This window comes from Lactobacillus sp. W8093 (assembly GCF_016100925.1).
Classification (GTDB): domain Bacteria; phylum Bacillota; class Bacilli; order Lactobacillales; family Lactobacillaceae; genus Lactobacillus; species Lactobacillus helsingborgensis.
Window position 1 is genome coordinate 12,886 of sequence record NZ_JACFRL010000005.1, and the last position, 16,120, is coordinate 29,005.

Sequence of the window (16,120 nt, forward strand, 5' to 3'; positions counted from 1 at the left end):
AATTTAGTGAAATTTTCAGAATTAGGTTTAAAAGATGAGCTTTTAAAAGCAATTAAGCGTTCAGGCTTTGAGGAAGCCACGCCAATACAGGAACAAACAATTCCTTTGGCTTTAGCTGGTAAGGACGTGATTGGTCAAGCTCAAACCGGTACCGGTAAAACAGCAGCTTTCGCATTGCCGATTTTGCAGAATTTGGATAAACATAATAAGGTAATCCAAGCATTAATTATTGAACCAACAAGGGAACTTGCTATTCAAACTCAGGAAGAACTTTTTAGACTGGGGCGCGATGAAAATGCGCGTGTACAGGTTGTATATGGCGGTGCCGATATTGGTCGCCAAATTCGCTCTTTGAAAAATCATGTGCCGGCTATTTTAGTAGGTACGCCGGGACGTTTGCTCGATCACTTAAAACGCAAGACTATTAATTTAGAAAATGTTAATACCATTGTTTTAGATGAAGCTGATGAAATGCTGGACATGGGTTTTATCCAAGACATTGAAAGTATTTTAAGTTACGTTAAAAATCGCAAACAAACCTTGTTGTTTAGTGCCACGATGCCTAAGCCGATTTTGAACATCAGTGAAAAGTTCATGAACAATCCTGAAATTGTGCGCATTAAAACTAAGGAATTAACTGCTGATTTAATAGACCAATATTTCGTCCGTGCTAAGGATGCAGAAAAATTCGATATAATGTGCCGGTTGATAGATGTTGAAAGTCCTGATTTGGCAGTAGTCTTTGTTAGGACTAAACGTAGAGTTGATGAAGTCACAAGAGGACTGCAAGCACGTGGCTATAATGCTGCCGGTATTCACGGTGATTTGTCACAGGCTCGTAGAATTACCGTATTAAAAAGATTTCGTGCCGGCAAGTTGGATATCCTAGTTGCTACAGATGTGGCTGCCCGGGGATTGGATATTTCTGGTGTGACCCATGTTTACAACTATGATATTCCTCAAGATCCTGATTCTTATGTTCACCGGATCGGTCGTACTGGACGTGCTGGTCAAAATGGTTGCTCAATTACTTTTGTTACACCAAATGAAATTGGCTACATGAGAACAATTGAACAGCTAACTAAGAAGAAAATGACACCGCTGCGTCCACCATCTGATGATCAAGCGTTGCGCGGTCAACTTAAAGTTGCAAAGTCCAAGATTGAAGATATCATGAAAGAGGACTTATCTAAATATACTGATGATGCGGACGAGTTATTAGAAAATTATTCTGCGGTTGATTTAGTTTCTGCTTTTCTTAAAAACTTGTCTAAGGATTCTTCCAGTGTTGAAGTTAAGATTAGTTCCGAAAAACCATTGCCGTATAAGGGCAATGGTCGTGGTGGCAGAGGCCGTGGTCGTTATAATCGTGGTAAGAATAGTCGCGGCGGTTATCGTGGCGGCAGTCGCAGCCGTGGAAGTTATCGCGGCGGACATTCAAGAAGATCCGGCAATGGTCATAATTTTGTGATTAAGAACAAAAAAGATTAACGATTTTACTAAAAAAGGGTTGCAACAATTTACAACTCTTTTTTAATATTATAAATTTCTATACTAAGAGGTAAATAAAATGATTGTTGGAGTCGGTATAGACGTTGTTGAAGTTGAACGGGTCAAAAAAATTGTCGCCAAAGGTGATAACTTCGCGCGCAAGGCGCTAACGCCAAAAGAATTTGCACAGTATGAGAAACTAGCAGGAAAACGAAAAGTTGAATATTTAGGTGGCCGTTTTTCCCTTAAAGAATCTTTTGTAAAAGCTTTAGGCATAGGTTTTGGTAAAGGTGTAGGCTTACAGGATATTGAAACCTTGTGGGATGAATTGGGGCACCCAGTTACAACATCTAGCAAATTTACCGGCAAGATTTTTCCAAGTATCAGCCACGATCGTCATGAAATAGTAACATTAATTGTGTTGGAGAAGTAAAAATGGTTCCAGGATTCCATAGACCAGCAGCTGTATATGTTGATTTAGCTGCAATTAGACAAAATATTGAACAAGAAATTAAGCACCTACAGCCTGGGCAGAAATTATTTGCCGTAGTAAAGGCTAATGCCTATGGTCATGGTGCAGTCAGAATTGCCCAAGAAGCTGTAAAAGCAGGAGCCAGCGGCTTTTGTGTTGCTATACTAGACGAAGCTTTAGAACTTAGGCGGGCAGGAATAATTGCACCAATTTTAGTATTAGGCGTGACCCAAGCTGACTATGCGGCTCTTGCTGCAGCTAACGGTATTTCTTTGACTGTTCCCAGTTTAAAATGGCTCAAAGACGCACAAACTAACCTTGCAGGAAATAATTTACAGTTAAAAATTCATCTGGCAGTTGATTCAGGCATGGGACGCATTGGTTTTAGCGAAGATAGTGAATTTAATGCAGCAAATGATTTTCTATTAAATAATCCCAATTTTGATGTTGAGGGGATGTTCACCCATTTTGCTTCAGCTGATAGTGCAGATGATACTTATTTTCAAGGTCAAGTTGACAGATTTACACACTTTAAAAAGTTACTTAAAGTAAAACCAAGATGGATTCACGTTGATAACACTGCTGCTAGTGTTTTTAATAAAAAAGTTCATAGCGATCTAGTACGCTTTGGCATTGGAATTTATGGTCTAAACCCTTCTTCAAACCCTACAAGTCCTGATTTACCAGTTCAAATCAAATTAAAGCCGGCACTGTCATTTGTGAGTGAATTAGTTCAGGTCCACACAATACATCAAGGGCAGGGCGTCGGCTATGGTTCAACTTACATCGCTGATAAGGATCAAATTATTGGCACGGTGCCAGTGGGCTATGCTGACGGCTTTATCCGTAAATTTCAAGGCTTCAAGATTAAAGTTGGTAACGAATTTTGTCCAATTGTTGGCAGGGTCTGCATGGATCAACTTATGGTGCTATTACCCTATGAAATGGCAGTAGGGACTAAAGTGGTTCTGATTTCTAATAATCCGGCAGCGCCTAATTCAATCAAAAAAGCTGCTGATTATGTTGACAGTATTCATTATGAAGTGGCTTGCCTACTTGATGACCGCTTGCCCCGCAAATATTATAATTAAAAAAAAACATTGCACTTCTTCTTGCAATGTTTTTTATGTCTTTAATTAGTTATTATCTAATTATTTTCGTCTTGGTTAACGTAAACGCCAGGATTTTCATCACTCATTAATGTCATTCCTGCTTGCAGATCTTCGATTTCAGCAACCACATAGCCTTTGCGCTCAAGTCTTTTAACGATTTCTTTTAGTGTGTCCTCGCCTACACCGGCAGGCAAAGTAAATAAAATGCGTCTGACAGAATTGTCACTTTTACTAGCTGTTGAAGCATCTAAACTCATAACACCGGCAATGGCAGAGAACTTACTAATGATTCTGGTCATTTTAGCTAAATTACCACGTGAATTATCAGTTAACACTGTTAAGACATAAGAACCGTTTTTAATGTTCCAAGCATCTGACAGCATATCAAGTAATCTTGAGTGAGTTAATATCCCATAAAACTTGTTTTCTTCATCTAAAACCGAAATGTAGGGCAAATCTTTAATTGTGAAGAAAACTTTAAAAAATGGCGAATTAACTTTTATTGTTTTGGTAGCATTTTTTAATAAATAAGTTACCGGCAAGTTCATGTCTTTACCCTGTGACTTATGGCGGTATATATGCATCTTGTAAATATTACCGCGGAAAATAGTACCAGTATCATCTAAAATTGGCACACATCTGAAGCCAGAATCCTCTAAAATTTTAAGTGCTTCTTCAAGAGTAGCGTGTTCGTTAACTGTAGTTAAATAATCTTTTTTAATAACTAAAGATTTGATAAGCATGAAACTGCCTCCGTAAAAAAATAAATCTCAATGATTATATCATAAAAAGAATAATGATTAAATAAAAATGAAAATAAAATCATCAATTAAATAAATTTTAGCACGTGCTACTTAATTTAAAAAGCTTATTTTATGCAATGAAATTAAAGTGTAATAGTCTTTGCCAAAATCAAGCGTTGTGATTGTGCTATCATTAAATACGACTAAAAATAAGGGGAATTTAGATGAAAATTATAGCAGGTCTGGGTAATCCAGGCAAAAAATATGACGGCACGAAACATAATACCGGTTTTATGGCTTTAAATTATTTTTTACAAAAAAATTCTTTAACTTTAGAACGGGAAAAGTTTGAAGGCAAATATACCAAGCAAAAAATTGCTGGCAATGATGTTATTTTGCTTGAGCCACAAACTTTTATGAACGATTCTGGTCGTTCGGTGGCGCAATTTGCCCGTTTCTTTAAAGTTAACCCGCAAGACATACTAATAATTCATGATGACATGGACATGCCTTTAAGTAAAATCCGTATCCGTGCAAATGGCAAGTCAGGCGGTCATAATGGTATTAAGAGTATTATTCGTGACTTAGGTACCAGTGATTTTAACCGCCTAAAAATTGGTATCAGACACCCAGATAACGTGACAGAAGCGAGTGTAGTTTCTTGGGTACTTTCACAGTTTAATACGGAACAACAAAAGTTAATGGATACTGCTTATGCCACAGCCAGTGAAGTTATTTCTGATTTCATAGCTGGAAGGAGCAGCCAATATTTGATGAATAAATACAATTAAAATGCGTTTAACAGAAATAATAGCCAAAGATCATGATCTGACAGATTTTATTAATAGAACTACTACAGTTAAAAATTCACTAATCACCGGTGCTAATGCCGGTGCTTTTGACATGCTCTTGTGCCAGATTGTAATGACACTGGCAAGACCGATAATTTTACTGGAAGAAAACGAGAATAAGGCTCAGAAAATCTATAGTGAATTAGTCCAGCTTTTGCCTGAAGAAAGCGTGCAGATTTTTCCAGTTGATGCTACAATTGCGACTCAAACTGCTGTTACCTCACCAGATGAGTTGAGCAGCCGTATTCAGGCTTTAAATTTTTTGCTTAGTGCAGAAAAGGGCGTGGTGGTCGCTACTCCCCAAGCTTTGCAATATAAATTATCTGCTCCAACAGACTACCAAGCAGCAAGACGTGAATTTAAGTCGGGAAAAGAATTCGATTTATCTGAATTAACAAGTTGGTTAGTCCAAGCGGGTTTTCGGCGAGAAAATTTGGTTGCCAAGCCAGGTGAATTCGCCTTACGAGGAGATATTTTGGATATTTATCCTCTTGATCGTGAAAGTCCCGTGAGAATAGAATTCTTTGGTGATGAAATTGACACTATCAAGGAATTTGACCTTGCCAGTCAAAGAAGCCAAAAACAAATTGACCACTTATTTGTATCTGCAGCTCAGGACCGCGTTTTTACTAAAAGCGACTTTGAGCGCGCTGCTAAGATGATCAGAAAAGCAGTGGCAGATGCTCCTGCACCTGAAAAAAATGTCAGTGAGCATTTTGCTGACGCTTTAGCTGAGTTAGATAATGGCTTTTTGCCCCAAAATTACGCTTTTTTAGTTGATTTTTTAATTGACAAGCCGCGCAGTTTACTTGACTACTTATCAAATACTGGTTTGGTAATGTTAGACGATTGGCCATTAATAAATCAAGCCGTTAAGACGGTGGATCAGCAGAATCAGGGCTTTATTGATGATGAATTAAAGACTGGTGCGATGATTCCCGGACAGAGTTTGAGAAGCGATTTTCACAAGGTCTGGGGCAAAGATGAGCATAATCATATCTACTTTTCATTATTTCAACGCAGTATCGGTAGAATAAAACTGGGTCAGTTGTTTGACTGGCAAACTAGAGAACCCGAACAGTTCTTCAGTCAAATGCCCCTGATTAAGTCTGAAATCGAATCATTTCAAAAAAAGGGTCAGACCGTTATTTTGCAAGCTGACAATAATAAAAGAGCTAAGCAAATCAGTCAAACAATGGCTGAATTTGGTATGGATATTCCAATAGTAAACCCTGGCGATTTAAGTGAAAAACAGACCCAAATTACAGTGGGCTTTTTTACTAGTGGTTTTACCTTACCTAATAATAATTTAGTTTATTTAACTGAACACGAGCTTTTTAATAAAGTAACTCATCACAATCGCAGAATTAGAACTTTAGAAAATGCGCAAAGATTGCGTAGTTATACGGAACTAAAGCCGGGAGATTACGTTGTTCATGTTAATCATGGTATTGGTCGCTTTGAAGGGATCAAGACTTTAGAAAATAACGGGGTCAAACGCGACTACATTACCATTACCTATCAACATGGCGATCAATTATTTGTTCCGGCTGACCAGTTGAAGTTGGTGCAAAAATATGTCGCTTCAGAAGGTAAAAGACCACACGTCAACAAACTCGGTGGCAGTGAATGGGCTAAGACTAAAAGTCGTGTACAGTCTAAAGTTGAAGATATTGCCGATGAATTAATTGATCTTTATGCTAAAAGAGAATCGGAAAAAGGGTTTGCCTTTTCAAAAGATGATGATTTACAGCGCCAATTTGAGGATGCTTTTCCTTATGTGGAAACGCCGGATCAGTTGCGGTCAATTAAAGAAATAAAACATGATATGGAGCAAGATAAACCCATGGACCGCTTACTAGTAGGGGATGTGGGTTTTGGCAAGACCGAAGTAGCGCTCAGGGCAGCTTTTAAAGCTATTGAAGATAATAAACAAGTAGCATTTTTGGTGCCTACTACTATTTTGGCGCAACAACATTATGAAACCATTCAGGACCGTTTTAAGAATTTTCCTGTTAATTATGCTGTCTTGTCCCGTTTTCAAACTCCAGCTGAAGCTAAAAAAATTACTGCAGGTTTAAAGACGGGTAAAATTGACTTAGTAGTTGGCACACACAGGTTATTGTCAAAAGATGTGCAATTCAAAGACTTGGGCTTGCTGATAGTTGACGAGGAGCAACGATTTGGGGTAAAGCATAAAGAAAGGCTAAAGGAATTAAAAGCTAATATTGATGTTCTTACATTGACCGCTACTCCAATTCCGCGGACTTTGCACATGTCTATGGTCGGTGTGCGCGACCTTTCAGTTATGGAGACGCCCCCTTCTAATAGGTACCCCATTCAAACTTATGTAATGGAGCAAATCCCAAGTGTTGTTAAAGATGCCTGCTTGCGGGAGATGGAACGCGGCGGTCAGGTGTTTTACCTGCATAATCGTGTGGGGGATATTGATGATGTGGTTACTGAACTAGAAAACTTAATTCCTACGGCAAGAATTGTCAGTGTGCATGGTCGGATGAGCAAGAACTTGATGGAAGATATTTTATATCGTTTCTTAAACCGTGAATTTGATATTTTAGTCACTACCACCATAATTGAAACAGGTATTGATATGCCCAACGTTAATACTATGATTGTTGAGAATGCTGATCATTATGGCTTGAGTCAACTCTACCAATTGCGTGGTCGGATTGGTCGCAGCGCCCGCTTAGCTTATGCTTATTTCTTATATCAACCTAACAAGGTGCTAACAGAAATTGGAGAAAAGCGTTTAGACGCAATACGTGATTTTACTGAACTGGGTTCCGGCTTTAAAATAGCGATGCGAGATTTAGCTATCCGCGGGGCCGGCAATATGTTAGGATCACAGCAACATGGCTTCATTGATAGTGTTGGTTACGACCTATATTCTCAAATGCTGGCTGATGCTATTAAAAATCGTAAGACTAAGAAGAAAGTCAAAAAGAGCAATACTGAAATTGATTTGGGTCTCGAAGCATATATTCCAGATAATTATATTGGTGACCAAGAGGAAAAAATTGAATTTTATAAGAAGATAAAATCCGCAAGTGCTGCTGACATAGTGCAAATTCAGGATGAATTGATTGATCGTTTTGGAAATTATCCAAAACCGGTTGAAAATTTATTGGCAATTTCCGCATTAAAATCCGAGGCTGATTTGGCCCAAGTACGCAATATTACTAAAATAAGTGCCAATCAGATAAAAATCGAATTTGCAAGAGCAGCTTCTGATGAACTAAAAGGACCAAATATTTTTAAAGCACTGGAACATGTTTCGTTTAAAGCTAAAATCAACCTGACTCCATCTAAGAGAATGGTTGTGCTGTTGGAATTGCCTACTAATATAAACAACCGGCAACTATTCAATAATTTAATTACTTTTATGACTGCAGCAAGTGATATTATTCAAAGATAAGGAGAAAATATGAGAATTGATAAATTTTTAAAAGTATCCCGCTTGGTTAAAAGACGACCGGTGGCTAAGGAAATGGCGGATCAAGGTCGAATTAAAGTGAATGACCACGTAGTCAAATCCAGTTATGACGTCAAGATTGGAGACATCATTGAAGTAGGTTATGGGTCAAAACAAGTTAAAGCTAAGGTTTGTGCTATTAAAGAAACAACCAAAAAAGCCGAAGCCAGTGAACTATACGAATTGCAAAATTAGTCTTTTCTTTAATGACATTTTTAGGTGGTCTTGCTATAATTAAAATAGTATTGTTTTGGTAATAGAGGTCGAAATTATGAACGGTCCGCGTATATATAATTCACTTAGCCCGGAAGAACAAATAGCACGACTAAGACGGAAACAGGAAAAAAGAGAAAAAGAAGTACACCGTGTGCGGCGTAATCGGATAATTGCAGCTTTTGTGGTGATTTTTGCCTTTTTAGGCGTGCAAATCGGTGTCACCCACGCACAAACTGACCGTATTAACGGGCAAGTAGAAGCTTCGAAAAAAACTCTTAAAAAAATAAATAATCAAAAGCAAACACTGATTGCTAAGAAAAATGATTTAAAGGATCCTGATTACGTGGCCAAGTTAGTTCGTTTTAAATTTCTTTATTCTAAACCTAACGAAACAATTTACAATTTACCTGAAGGAAAAAATAATAATTAATGAAATACCAAGTTGGTCAAAGACTTACAGGAACTATTAATAATATTAGTGATTTAGGCATTTTTGTTACGCTTCCACATCACGTTTCTGGATTGATTCACCATAGTGATTTTGGTAATGACTGGTTGCGCGAAAAAAATAATTTTAATATTGGTGAGCAAATTAGAGTGGTAATTATCCATAACTATAAAGGTAAAATAGCTCTCTCAAAAAAGCGGGTTAATGATCCAGAGATAATTGATCATACTAACCCTTTTTCTGACACAAAAAATGCAGATTTTGATTCGGTTCTATCTCAAACCATTAAAAATGCTAGGAGCGAAATTAAGAATTTAGAACATGAATTGATTAGTTATGCAGATAGATAATTTTTTTAAAAAGCACGCTTTAGCACTAACTGGTAAAACTTTAGTTGTTGCAGTAAGTGGTGGACCTGATTCCTTGGCGCTACTCGATTTACTATATGAACTAAAAAGCCGCTATCAATTTAAGTTGATAGCGGCTCATTTGGATCACAAATTAAGATCTGATTCTTTTAAAGAAGAAAACGTGATAGCTAAGTATAGCCAAGGTAGGGATATCAAGGTAGTAAATGGGTATTGGCCGCCAAAAGAACACCCTAATGTTGGCATTGAAGCCGCAGCGCGGAAATATCGTTACCATTTTTTAGTGCAAGTGCTGCAAGAAAATCACGGTGATTATTTACTGACTGCTCACCATGTGGATGATTTATTAGAAAACATTCTGCTGAAATTTATTCGCTCAGGAAATCCTGGTGAAATGAATAGTTTGCATGCGATTAGTTCAGTAAATGGTTTTACATTACTTAGACCACTTTTGACACAGAAAAAAGCTGATTTGCTTTTATACGATCAAAAAAAGGGAATACAGTATGTCATTGATCAAACAAATAATGATGATGACACGTTACGTAACAGGCTGCGACATCACGTGGTTCCGTTATTAAAACAAGAAAATCCTCAAATTACTGAGAATGCTATTAGGTTTAACGAGCAAGTTAGTTTGTTAACAAAATTAGCAAGTCAAAGTTTTGCACGAATTAAGCGGCCTGAAAAGTATTTAGGCTTTGCTTACCGTTTAAGAAAAGATGAACTTAAAGAATTAACGCAAGGCGAACAAGCAGCCTTTTGGCAGAATTTTATTTGGGAGACATGGCATCAGCGGGTAAATAAATATTTAGCTAATTATACTTTACTCAGCTATCAGGATTACTTTTATTTATTCAAAGATTTACCTACCTTATCAACCTCCAAAAAAGTCTATTTAGATCATGTATTCGCTTTTGGTCAGCGGCATTTTTTCCTTTCATTAACAGAACATTTATCGCATCGTTTAATAGGCAAATTTTTTGCGCCAGCAAGCGCGAATTTTAGTGTTGGATCCATTAAAACCGGAACAAAGTTATTATTAAAAAATGGCGACCATGTTAAAAGCAAGAAAAAATTTGCTGAAAGTGGCATCCCTAATATATTGCGCCCTTATTGCTTAACGATATATGATAATAACAATGTTTTTTTCGTAGAACAAACATACTGTTACCAAAAAATTGCTGCTAAACAAAAATGTTATTTTTTGTATGAGGACAATTAATAAGAAATTTTAAAATATTAGAGCATAAATAGAATTTGTGATAAACTTTTATTCGTATATCTCTAGAAACTTTGCGGAGGTTTTTTATGAAAAATAACCGGAATCGGCTGTTTTCAAACGGCTTGTTCTATATACTTGTTTTCCTTTTATTAATAGGAGCAATTAACTGGGCAGTTGGCGGATCAGATAATTCAGGCAGCAATGAAAATATTAGCTACTCCGAATTTGTCAAAGATTTGCGCGACGGAAAAGTTAAAAACTTTAATGTTCAGCCTGCTAATGGCGTATACAGCGTTTCAGGAACTTATAAGGAAGCACAAGAAAGTAAAGCACAGTCAAAAAATACATTTGACTTTTTTAACGGTAGTTCAGGTTCAAAAGTTACTCGCTTTTCAACCACGATGTTACAAAATGATTCAAGTGTGTCCAAAGTTCAGGACTTAGCGCAAAAAAATGACGCTAAGATGACTACTCAAGGTGAGTCGCAATCGGGCAACTGGATTTCTACACTTGTGATGTTTGTGCCAACCATCCTCTTTATCGTTATGATATGGATGATGTTCAGCCAAAGTAGTGGTGGACGTGGTGGTAACGGCGGCATTATGAACTTCGGTCGGTCACATGTGAAGCCCGAAGATCCTAAGAAAAACAAGGTACGGTTCTCTGATGTAGCCGGAGAAGAAGAAGAAAAGCAGGAATTAGTTGAAGTCGTTGAATTTTTAAAGAATCCGGCTAAATTTACTAAATTGGGTGCTAAAATTCCTTCCGGCGTTTTGCTTGAAGGTCCTCCGGGTACTGGTAAAACTTTACTAGCTCGTGCTGTAGCGGGTGAAGCAAACGTACCATTTTTCTCAATTTCAGGTTCTGATTTCGTGGAAATGTTTGTTGGTGTTGGTGCCAGTCGTGTACGTGACTTGTTTACTAATGCTAAAAAGAATGCACCCAGCATTATCTTCATTGACGAAATTGATGCTATCGGTAGAAGACGTGGTGGTAATGCCAGCGGTGGCGGCAACGATGAGCGTGAGCAAACTTTAAACCAATTACTGGTAGAGATGGATGGTTTCGAAGGTAATGAAGGTGTGATTGTTATTGCCGCTACTAACCGCTCTGATGTTTTGGATCCGGCACTTCTTCGTCCTGGTCGTTTTGACCGTAAAGTTTTAGTAGGTACACCAGATGTCCGCGGCCGTGAAGCAATTTTACGTGTTCATGCCAAAAACATGCCTTTAGCTGATGATGTCGATTTAAAAGAAATTGCAAGACAGACCCCTGGGTTTGTTGGGGCAGATTTGGCCAATTTACTTAATGAAGCGGCACTTCTTGCTGCCAGAAGAAACGGTAATGATATTACTGCGTCTGATTTGGATGAAGCTGAAGATCGTGTGATTGCTGGTCCTGCAAAGAGAAATAGCTTAATTTCTCAAAAGGAAAGACGTAGAGTAGCCTTTCACGAAGCCGGTCACTCTATTTGTGGTTTAGTTCTAAGTGATTCTCGAACAGTGCGCAAAGTTACGATCGTACCTCATGGCAGAACAGGTGGTTATAACTTGATGCTGCCAAAAGATGACCAGTTCTTGCTAACTAAGAAACAGTTGATGGAACAAATTGTTGGTCTAATGGGAGGACGTGCAGGAGAAGAAGTTGTAGTGGGTGACCAATCTACCGGAGCGTCTAACGACTTTGAACAAGCTACACAGATTGCTCATAGTATGGTTGTTAATTATGGTATGACGGATTCATTGGGAATGGTTGAACTTGAAAAAGAAGGCGAAACCAATCCATACGGCTTTAAGCCATATAGTGAAGCTACTTCTGCTAAGATTGACGAGGCTGTTAAGAAGTTACTTGATGAGGCCCATGCTAAAGCAGTTGAAATAGTTAAAAATAATCGGGAAAAACACCGGATTATTGCCGAGGCTTTACTGAAATATGAAACTTTAGATGAAAAGCAGATTATGTCTCTTTATACTACTGGCAAAATGCCTGAAAAAACAGAGCAGGAATATCCAAGCGAATCTAAGGCTTCCACTTATGAAGAAGCTAAAGCTGCTGCTGAAAAGAAAGAAAGTCAATCTCAGAAAAAGAACATAATCAATTCAGATGAGGCTCAAAAAGAAAGAGATACTTCATTAGAATCACCTAAACAAAAAAATGAAGAAGCGGAAGAAACCAATCCTGAAAATCCAGAAAGAGCTGAATTTCCAAAGGAAACGGATCTTACTACTGAAGAAAAAACTTCTGCTGAAAAGCAACTTGAACCTGAAAATAAGGATTTAGGGCAAGAGCACAATTCTGAAAATAACGAGGATCATTCACAAGGTGAAGATGATCACTCACAAGACTGATAAAATTAATAGAGCCTACTTCAGGCTCTATTTTTTTAGGAGAATGAAATGAACGATTATTTAGTTAAAGCAATAGATAAAACTAAAAATTTACGCTTATTAACAATTACAGCTACGAACTTGGTTCAAGAAGCACAAACTCGTCATGATACATGGTCAGCTTCTTCTGCCGTGCTCGGACGAACCTTAGTTGCAGGAATTTTACTGGCTGGAGCTGAATTGACTGACAAGGAAGAACTGACCGTCAGACTTTTGGGTGATGGTTCTGTTGGTCCAACAGTTGTAACCGCCAAGTCTGATTTAACGGTAAAGGGCTATATTAAGAATCCCCATATTGCATTACCCCCAAAGAAGAATGGTCATATTGATGTGAAAAAAGCTGTTGGCAAAGGTTGGCTTGAAGTTACTAAGGATTTAGGATTGAAGAAGCCGTATACAGGACAAGTGCCAATTGTATCTGGTGAAATCGCTGAAGATATTGCCTATTATTTAACAAAATCTGAACAAATTCCGTCTGCTGTCGGCTTATCAGTTTTTGTAAATCCTAATAATACAATAGGTGAAGCCGGTGGATTTATGTTGCAGGCATTGCCTGGAGCTTCCGATAGTTTAATTACTGAAACTATCAATCGTATCAATGATTTACCTGCTCTTTCGAGCGCCTTTTTAGATGGCTTAACTCCTGAAAAACTTGCAGCTATGATTTTGGGGGATGATTGTAAAATCTTGGAAAAAGATCAAGTTGCTTTTAAATGTGATTGCTCTAAAGAAAAATATGGTAATATTTTAGCAACTTTAAAGGACAGTCAGCTGAAAGCCATGATCAATGAAGACCATGGTGCTGAGTTGACATGCAACTTTTGCGGTAATAAATATCAATTTTCAGAAGAAGAATTAAAGGCAATTTTGTCCGCAAAATAAATGGTAAAGGACAGATAAATCTTGTTTTCTTTTGAGTGAAAAGGGAAAGTAAATTATGGCTTGGAAATATATACGAAAAATAATAACCAGAATTGGAATTGTCAAAGTTGCACTTTTTAGCGCATTTCTTTTTGCTGGTTATGTCGTGTATTTTGCCCAACCATATTTAATTACTAAATTATTTGAGCCAAAATTGAACCGTGATTTACAAATATTATTGGTATGCGCATTAGCTCTTTCGCTGATGATGGTGCCAATTATTAATAGCTGTAATAATTCGTTTATTCAGGCTGTTCGTAAATATTCAAAACAAATTTTGTGGGAGTCTGTGGTTAACAAACCTTTTAGATATTATTCAGACAAGCCGGTTGGTATGGTTCAAAGTTATATTAAAGATGTTTCGTTTGCCTGTCGCGAATTGGAACAAACCAGTTTGGCGGTTGTTGTGCAAATGACAGTAATGCTAATTATGTATTCAGTAACGCTCAGTTTGCAAAATTTGGTTGTCGGTATGTCATACTTGTTTTTCTTTTTAGGCTACATGATGGTCTCAGTTTGGATGGCCAAGCGAAATAGAAGTAACGTGGCAGCTTCACTAAAGAGTGCTTCTAAAGTCAATGAGTACATTATCGATTATTACCGTAACGTTGAAACGATTTTAGCAAGTGATTCTAAAAACTTTGAAGAGCACAATATGGCTGACATTTTAAATGAAGAACAAAAATCTTTTACCAATGTGCAAAAAATTACTAATATCGCCTCTTTGTTTCAGCAATTCTTAATTGTTGTTTTGTCGTGTATTATTGTGATTTTGGGACAAGTTTTGGCTGGAACAAAAGAAAACTTTTCACTTTCACTAGTTTTGGTTCTGTTATATTCTATTGTTAATTTGTCCGGTTTTGGTACCCAATATCTGGCTATTGAGGAGCTTTTAAATAGAATTCGGGCTGGATTAACTGAATTGGAATATGGAAAAGAAACACCTGCTCCTAATCTGCCTTTTAAACTTAATGGGACTAAGAACGCAATTTCTTTGAAATCAATCAGTTATGCTTATCAGAATAACCAACAAGTTTTTCACAACTTAGAGTTAGTTTTTCCAAAAAATAAGCTGACCGCTTTAGTAGGACCAAATGGTTCTGGTAAAAGTACACTATTAAAAATTTTGACGGGTTTTTATCAGCCACAGTCAGGACAAATTATTTTGCCTTTTGTTAGTCAACCAACTTTACTGTATTTGCCCCAAAGTGCGCAGCTATTTAATCGTTCGATTATAGAAAATATTTGTTATCCAAAACAACAAGTTACAACAGAACAGTTATTTACTTTAATTAAAGAAATTAACCTTGATACTTTGATTAAGTCTGCTGCTGATCTCACTGTCAAAACTCCGGGAGATTTCAAAAATAAGATTTCTGGTGGTGAAAAGCAAAAAATACTTTTTTTAAGAGCAATTGTCTCAAAACCACAAATATTGTTGTTGGATGAATTTACCAGTAATTTGGATGAGAAAACGATCATTCTTGTTTATCAGATGATAAGAAAGTATTTACCCTTGACTACTATTATTAGCGTGGTTCATCGCTATGACGAATTAAAATACTATGATGAGGTAGTTCAACTTGGTCAACCACATAATTTTAAAAATCAATTTTAATAATGAGCCTGCCCTATATTACTCATTTTTATTAGCTTTTCTTAGGAATTAGCCGATATGTCCGTACCAATTTTGCTATAATGAAGAAGTTGGATAAAGATTTAAGGAGAATATTAATGCTAAATGTATTTATTGTGCGTCATGGTCAAACAGATACTAATAAAGTGGCAGCTATTAATGGTTCTGGCACTGATTTGCCTTTAAATAAATTAGGAAAACAACAAGTTGAAACATTAAGAGATAGTTTTGATATTAACAAGATTGATTATATCTATGCCAGTCCACTGACTAGGGCTCGTCAGACTGCAGAAATTTTAGCTCAGGGTAAGCTTGAGGTTAATGTCGATGAGCGTCTAAAGGAAATATATTTTGGTAATTGGGACGGTCAAAGTATTGAAGAAATACAAGAAAAATATCCCCAAGCATTCGATGAACTAGGGTATTTTAAAGAAAATTATGTCGATTATTGTACTGGTGAAAGTTATCAGCACCTGGCAGATCGTTTAATGGATTTCTGGCATGAATTGGTTAATAATCATGAACATGAATCAGTTTTATTGGTTTGCCACGGTATTGCATCCCGGACTTTAGTGCAAACTTTACTAGGAATTCCCAGTATGACGGAGATCAGTTTGATTCAAAATGCAGCTGTCATTAATTTAACTGTAGACGATCAGACTAAAAAAGTATTTTTGCGGTATTATAACAGGATTGCGCCTGGGAAATTTTTTATTGAGGATAAACATGGAACTGCTTAATCAAATAGCCTTACCTT

General features: G+C 37.1%; 14 protein-coding genes. 13 read left to right on the forward strand and 1 reads right to left on the reverse strand.

What is annotated here, in order from left to right; genetic code table 11:
• Positions 1–6: 6 nt before the first annotated feature.
• The 3 genes from H3T47_RS04290 to alr all read left to right on the forward strand — a co-directional run bounded on the left by H3T47_RS04290 (position 7) and on the right by alr (position 3,054).
• Positions 7–1,491, forward strand: coding sequence for a DEAD/DEAH box helicase (locus H3T47_RS04290; protein ID WP_038523829.1), 1,485 nt, complete (start codon positions 7–9; stop codon positions 1,489–1,491).
• A 79-nt stretch (positions 1,492–1,570) separates the two neighbouring features.
• Positions 1,571–1,924, forward strand: a complete 354-nt coding sequence (gene acpS, locus H3T47_RS04295) for a holo-ACP synthase (protein ID WP_199282673.1) — start codon at positions 1,571–1,573, stop codon at positions 1,922–1,924.
• A gap of 2 nt (positions 1,925–1,926) precedes the next feature.
• Positions 1,927–3,054: an alanine racemase gene (gene alr / locus H3T47_RS04300; RefSeq protein ID WP_199282674.1), complete on the forward strand. Its 1,128-nt coding sequence runs from the start codon at positions 1,927–1,929 to the stop codon at positions 3,052–3,054.
• A 56-nt stretch (positions 3,055–3,110) separates the two neighbouring features.
• Here alr and cbpA read toward each other — a convergent pair whose 3' ends face one another.
• Positions 3,111–3,818 carry a cyclic di-AMP binding protein CbpA gene (gene cbpA, locus H3T47_RS04305; RefSeq protein ID WP_199282675.1) on the reverse strand — a complete coding sequence of 236 codons (708 nt, stop codon included), beginning with the start codon at positions 3,816–3,818 and terminating at the stop codon, positions 3,111–3,113.
• A 224-nt stretch (positions 3,819–4,042) separates the two neighbouring features.
• Between cbpA and pth the strand changes: the two genes are divergently transcribed.
• The 10 genes from pth to H3T47_RS04355 all read left to right on the forward strand — a co-directional run bounded on the left by pth (position 4,043) and on the right by H3T47_RS04355 (position 16,103).
• Positions 4,043–4,609 carry an aminoacyl-tRNA hydrolase gene (gene pth / locus H3T47_RS04310; protein WP_109918684.1) on the forward strand — a complete coding sequence of 189 codons (567 nt, stop codon included), beginning with the start codon at positions 4,043–4,045 and terminating at the stop codon, positions 4,607–4,609.
• A 1-nt stretch (position 4,610) separates the two neighbouring features.
• On the forward strand, positions 4,611–8,105 hold the full coding sequence (gene mfd, locus H3T47_RS04315; RefSeq protein WP_199282676.1) for a transcription-repair coupling factor: 3,495 nt from the start codon (positions 4,611–4,613) through the stop codon (positions 8,103–8,105).
• A gap of 9 nt (positions 8,106–8,114) precedes the next feature.
• Positions 8,115–8,357, forward strand: a complete 243-nt coding sequence (locus H3T47_RS04320; protein WP_038523812.1) for an RNA-binding S4 domain-containing protein — start codon at positions 8,115–8,117, stop codon at positions 8,355–8,357.
• Positions 8,358–8,430: 73 nt separating this feature from the next.
• On the forward strand, positions 8,431–8,808 hold the full coding sequence (locus H3T47_RS04325; protein ID WP_046327851.1) for a septum formation initiator family protein: 378 nt from the start codon (positions 8,431–8,433) through the stop codon (positions 8,806–8,808).
• The gene (locus tag H3T47_RS04330) at positions 8,808–9,176 is read left to right on the forward strand and encodes a S1 RNA-binding domain-containing protein (RefSeq protein ID WP_046327500.1); all 369 of its coding nucleotides are present in this window, start codon (positions 8,808–8,810) and stop codon (positions 9,174–9,176) included. The genes H3T47_RS04325 and H3T47_RS04330 overlap by 1 nt, the downstream gene beginning before the upstream one ends.
• Positions 9,163–10,419 carry a tRNA lysidine(34) synthetase TilS gene (gene tilS / locus H3T47_RS04335; protein ID WP_199282677.1) on the forward strand — a complete coding sequence of 419 codons (1,257 nt, stop codon included), beginning with the start codon at positions 9,163–9,165 and terminating at the stop codon, positions 10,417–10,419. The genes H3T47_RS04330 and tilS overlap by 14 nt, the downstream gene beginning before the upstream one ends.
• An 86-nt stretch (positions 10,420–10,505) precedes the next feature.
• Positions 10,506–12,767, forward strand: coding sequence for an ATP-dependent zinc metalloprotease FtsH (ftsH, locus tag H3T47_RS04340; protein WP_046327498.1), 2,262 nt, complete (start codon positions 10,506–10,508; stop codon positions 12,765–12,767).
• 48 nt (positions 12,768–12,815) lie between these two features.
• A complete protein-coding gene (hslO, locus tag H3T47_RS04345; RefSeq protein ID WP_199282678.1) occupies positions 12,816–13,688 on the forward strand; it encodes an Hsp33 family molecular chaperone HslO in 873 nt (290 codons plus the stop codon).
• A 55-nt stretch (positions 13,689–13,743) separates the two neighbouring features.
• A complete protein-coding gene (locus tag H3T47_RS04350) occupies positions 13,744–15,345 on the forward strand; it encodes an ATP-binding cassette domain-containing protein (RefSeq protein ID WP_046327496.1) in 1,602 nt (533 codons plus the stop codon).
• A 116-nt stretch (positions 15,346–15,461) separates the two neighbouring features.
• Entirely contained in the window at positions 15,462–16,103 is a 642-nt protein-coding gene (locus H3T47_RS04355; RefSeq protein WP_046327495.1) for a histidine phosphatase family protein, read from the forward strand.
• Positions 16,104–16,120 lie beyond the last annotated feature (17 nt).